The organism is Verrucomicrobiales bacterium (assembly GCA_016793885.1).
Lineage (GTDB): Bacteria > Verrucomicrobiota > Verrucomicrobiia > Limisphaerales > UBA11320 > UBA11320.
In genome coordinates this window covers 1-4,877 of record JAEUHE010000220.1, presented here as the reverse complement: position 1 = coordinate 4,877, position 4,877 = coordinate 1, and the positions used below count along the sequence as shown (strand labels likewise).

4 protein-coding genes are annotated in these 4,877 nt (G+C 56.3%); all 4 read left to right on the top strand.

All coding sequences use genetic code 11. The features are described 5' to 3' along the window. The first annotated feature begins 414 nt into the window (after positions 1-414). From JNN07_24475 to JNN07_24460, 4 genes are read left to right on the top strand one after another with little or no spacing between them, the layout of a single operon-like run. The gene (locus tag JNN07_24475; GenBank protein ID MBL9170911.1) at positions 415-1,107 is read left to right on the top strand and encodes a hypothetical protein; all 693 of its coding nucleotides are present in this window, start codon (positions 415-417) and stop codon (positions 1,105-1,107) included. After that, a complete protein-coding gene (locus JNN07_24470; protein MBL9170910.1) occupies positions 1,104-1,475 on the top strand; it encodes a hypothetical protein in 372 nt (123 codons plus the stop codon). The genes JNN07_24475 and JNN07_24470 overlap by 4 nt, the downstream gene beginning before the upstream one ends. Beyond that, the gene (locus JNN07_24465; GenBank protein ID MBL9170909.1) at positions 1,472-2,956 is read left to right on the top strand and encodes a type IV secretory system conjugative DNA transfer family protein; all 1,485 of its coding nucleotides are present in this window, start codon (positions 1,472-1,474) and stop codon (positions 2,954-2,956) included. Before JNN07_24470 ends, JNN07_24465 begins: the two co-directional genes overlap by 4 nt. Positions 2,957-2,971: 15 nt before the next feature. Next, on the top strand, positions 2,972-4,180 hold the full coding sequence (locus JNN07_24460; protein ID MBL9170908.1) for a hypothetical protein: 1,209 nt from the start codon (positions 2,972-2,974) through the stop codon (positions 4,178-4,180). The last annotated feature ends 697 nt before the right edge of the window (positions 4,181-4,877 follow it).

Genomic DNA, 4,877 nt, shown 5'->3' with positions numbered 1-4,877 from the left:
ATTTGATCCCAATCGTTTCCACGCGGTGGTCGAGCAGTTCGCCCCGCCACCGCGCCACAGGTTTCATGCTTTGCTCCCCGCCAAAGACATGATCGCTGAGCTCCGGCGCAAGGGCGCGTCGTACGAGACGATCGCGGAACTTCTCACGCAGCATTCTCTGCCCACATGCCGTTCCGCCATCGCTCGGTTCTGTCACTCGGTTTTGGACGAGAAGCCGCGCCCCAAACGCCGAGCTTCCGCTCGTCGATTAGCTCCGCCGACTCCCGTCTCGAGCCCAGAACCGCCCCCGCCCGCAACCCCGGTATCTCCCAGCCTCGGCTCCGAGCCCAGCTCATCGTCCTCTTTCATCTCATCCATTCCCCGTTCCAAAGGACCGCGCATCGCCAACATCCGTCTAGCTGAACCCAATAAACCATGAAACGTCTCATTCTCATCCTCAACGGTAAGGGAGGTGTCGGTAAAAGCTTCTTTGCCGTCAACCTCATCCAGTTCTTCAAAGACCAGCACATCGCTCACTATGCTTTCGACAGCGACAACGAGAACTCCACGCTCAAGCGTTTTCACCCTGAGGCAGGATTTATCGATCTGAGTCTCCCTCGCGACCTCGACCGGATCCTCGAGGCGTTGGAGAACCACGCGCTGGTTGTCGTGGACTGTCGAGCGGCATCGACCGATCTGTTCCTGGATTACTTTCGAGAAATTCGGCTGAGCGAAGTAATCAAAACCCTCCAGGCCTCTTTGACTCTGATCATTCCCATTAACCACGAACCGGACAGCCTGGATCAGGTTCAGCGGCTTTCCGATGATTTAGGGACCGGAGCCCAGTACCTCATCGTCCGCAACGCGGCCCACAGTGAGAGCTTCGCTTTGTATGAAAACTCTAAGGTCAAAACACATATTTTAGGGTCCTTGGAGGGACGAGAAATTTCTATGAGCCGCATGCCCGATTGGCTAGTAGAGGCCCTCAACCGAGAGAACGCCACTCCCACCACCTCAAAATCCCATCCAGCCTTTAGTCTGCTTGATCGGCAGCGGCTCCAAAGCTGGCAACGGCGGCTATACGACCAACTCGAAACCGCAAAGAGCCTCCTCATTCCGACGCCATGAAAGCACATGAAATCGCGCCTTCCCCCTGTGATGGTGAGCTGAAGTCGGCTATCGAGGCCTGGCGTCAGCAACACCGTCTTCGGGAAGACGATGCCGTTCTGCTCTTGGTGCAACTCCTGAAAATTCACCAGGATCACTGGGAAGCCCTCCGCAAGAAGGACTTTCCATCGTTTGAACCACTACGTGTGGACATGGGAACCTTGCTCGATGTCAACCGCGCGCTCCACAAGCAGGCTCAGACGTTGTCTGTCAAACTTGGGAAGGCGAACCGAGGTAAAGACGTTGGCACCGTCACCCGCACGGCAGCTTGGCTGGCCGCATTGGCCGGAGTCCTGGGGGGATACCTCATCGGAAAGGTTTTTCAATGAATTCACTTCACTCTCAGACTCTGACGCCCTTGTTCCCGTGGGCCTCGGACTTCAACTCCCGACTCGAAAGCGGGTGGATGCTTGCGCTTGGTCTATTCCTGCTCGGACTTACGGGTTGGTTGCTGTTTCGCCCCACGCCTAAGGCCATCGTCGCTCGGTTGGGTGGGGTTGTCTGGAAACGCGGGCAGTTCTGCCGCGGATGGCTAATCACCGGGGATACCGGCTCAGGCAAGACTTCCTCCGGGATTAACCAGCTTGCACACCAGATCTTTCAGAACGAACCCAACTGGGGCGGCTTGTGCATCGACGAAAAAGGGGTCTACTGGGAGACCTTGGCCGCCATGGCTCAGCGCTACGAACGGAGCGATGATCTGGTTCAGCTCCAGATACGCCCAGACGAAGCCGATGAAGCCTGGCGTCCACCTCAACGATTCAACCTCACGGGTGATCGTTCCATCCCGTTCACCACCTACGCCAAGTTTGTGGTAGATACTGCAACCAGCCTAGGGCAGGGGGGCGACAAAGGGTTTTTCAAGAGTCAGGCTCAAACCCACATCCAACATGCCCTGGAACTTCTCTATGAACTCCGATTGCCGGTGACTTTGCTCGGAGCTTTCGAACTGCTCTCCGACGATGTGCAACTTCGGGACGAACTGGGCTACCTCGGAGAATTGCTAGAAACCCCACGGCGATCAGCCTTGGTGGAACACTTTGAGAACCGCTTTCTTGGGCAACCCCCAGAACAATTGGGTGGCGTCCGTGAAACGATCAGCAACTACCTCCAGTTTTATATCACCCCGGAAATCGCGGAGGTTTTTTGTTCTGCGGAGAGCAGCTTCGACTTCGCAGAGATCGATCAGGGCCGAATCATCCTCACGACCATGCCGCAAAAGTTCCAAACGGAGCGGCGGTACGTGAACACGTTCTTAAAACTTCTGTATTACCAACATGCGTTGCGCCGATTCGACAAACCTCGAGCCGTCCGTGCCAAAGACAACCTGCTTATTCTATGGGCCGACGAAGCGCAGCGGTTTATGACCGCCAGCGAAGACGGCATGAGTGATTACAACTGCGTGGACGTCATCCGGGAGGCGGGTGCCACCATCGTCGCCGCTGCACAATCCACCACGTCATTGATCCCGGCGTTGGGCCAGGACAAGGCCAAGGTGCTGACTCTGAATCTACGCAACCGGATCATCTTCCGATCGGCTGACGAGGCGGACGCCGTGCAGGCGGCCGACTTCCTAGGGAAGAAGCGAACTATCAGTAGATCCTGGGGGTATAGCGGTGGGAAACGGAGCACCAACTATTCGATGATTGAGGAACACCGGCTAAAACCCTACGAACTCCGAAGTCTCCGCGACCATGAATGCATCGTGGTCCATTGTGAGCGCGGGTTCCGTCGGGCCACCCTTCCACCCCTAGAGCCCAACGGGACGGTTCCCAAGTGGTTCCCCTGGTGGCGCAGGAACTGGCTCTAAACAGAAGACAGGGTTGTGAGGATCGCGGTCCCCAGAGACTTCGTGCTTTGCCCGTTGTTTGCCGCCACCCCGCAGACGACGTCGCGCTCGGTGACGGTGGGCGACCGTCGCTACCAGATCGGTGGATTCCATCCTCTGAACCCCGCCAAGACCCCGCCCTCTCTGGACGTCCGGCACGCCCGGGCTTTGTTTGCACTACTAAGCTTCCGCAAGCCATTCGAGTGCAGTGCCAAGGTCGAGTTCTCCATGTCGGAGTTCTGTCACCGCTATGCCCGTTCCTATGGTGGCAGATATGCCCAGGAGTTAAGGTTGCTGCTCGGTGATCTGCTGGACACCTACCTCCGGGTGCAACAATCAAAATCCGAAATACTTCGTACCTATCGCCTGATTGAGCGCATCGAGATCCGCCAGGGACCGCACCCTTGCTGCTCCGCCAAGTCTTCTTCCAATCTGCCGTCCTCAGCCACGTGGATTGACTCAGTGACCCTCAGCAACGAGCTGTGCATCGCGCTGGATGATCTACGTGAGACCCACCAACTCAACCTCGATTCCTTCACGACCATGCGCAGTCGACTCGCCCAAGCCATCTACCTCTATCTACCCAGCCGCGCACATCACCACACCGAGAATCAGCCCTTTGAGATCGCGCTCACACGGCTTTTGGAGCAGGTAGGACATCCAGTCCCACCGACTCGCAAGCTCCGGAAGAAGCTCTTCGTGCAGAACGCGACACCCGTCCTCGAGCAGCTCGACCAAGTGCCCGTGCTCAGTGGATCACTTCGAGTCCGGCTGGAGGAAACCGCGACTGGTGAGGACTACAAGCTCCTGGCCTGGATTGATCGCGACGCGAGACCTAGCCGTTCCGCTCCACATCGAACTGGGAAGGTCGCTCAGGCATTTATGGAAGGCGGGGGGAGCCAGCAGGAACTTGACCGAAGATTGGCCCAAATGCCCTCCATCACTGAGTATGAGTTTAGCCTTCTGGAGCGCGGGCAGATTCGGGTGGAGGGGAACGAACGTTTCCTTCGGTTGACCAAAGCCTTATTGGGTGAGAGTCGATTTGAAACATTACTCGCCGAGGCCAAAGGAGACGTGATCGAAGGTAGGCCTGCTACCAAGAATCCTACCGCCCGGTTGATTCACCGGATTATGGAGGGACTGCGAACCCCAAAAAAGGAGAGCTACTCCGTCTCGAAGCCCCTGGGACAACTAAGTACCGCATAGCGCAATCCCTGGGACAACTAAGTACCCAAGTCACGTTTTCCTGGGACAACTAAGTACCCGAGGAGTCATTTTCCGAACTGGAACATGTTGAAGTAGAACAGTCTTTGCAGTCATGACTTTTCGCTCCCCTTTAATGTTTCCCATAGAATGATTTCCCATTAGGGAATGTTTAGGAAAAACGCCCTTCCGATCTGAGCTCCTCGGCAGCCCGGTGGCGGATTGTTAGTAGGAACCTGGCTTTAGGAGCTTCGCTGATCCACGGAGATTTCTACTTTTTCTCCAACCGTGACTCCTGGCAGCAGGAAGGCGGTTGGATGCCGCTTCTTTATCTCCCCCCGGTTTTATCCCTGGAGTAGGTAGCTTTTTGGGTGAGGGGGGCCTCCCCCCATAGGAATTAGACCCGTGGACGTCAGAGCCTCGCGAATCCTTCGGAGTGCCGTCGGCCGTTACCCAGAACCGCCTGTAAACCAGGGTTGATTACAGTACTGCATTCGGTTAATTGATACCTTGTTCGGAGAACAAAACAGGATGACGTAGCCTTAACCCTAGAAAAGTCTAATTTGCGTAGCTTCGGCTGCGATCTCATCTGAAAACCGCCAGTTTTATAATGGGGAGATCAAGTCAAGCGCGCGCCACATGGCGCGCCTTGATGCATTCTCCCTAAGGGTGCCTGGCGGTACCCCAGATGAGGGTGCGT

Bases quoted from the DNA above. Each gene is read 5' to 3' on its own strand.
- JNN07_24475 (MBL9170911.1), top strand. From the start codon at position 415: ATGAAACGTCTCATTCTCATCCTCAACGGTAAGGGAGGTGTCGGTAAA.
- JNN07_24470 (MBL9170910.1), top strand. From the start codon at position 1,104: ATGAAAGCACATGAAATCGCGCCTTCCCCCTGTGATGGTGAGCTGAAG.
- JNN07_24465 (MBL9170909.1), top strand. From the start codon at position 1,472: ATGAATTCACTTCACTCTCAGACTCTGACGCCCTTGTTCCCGTGGGCC.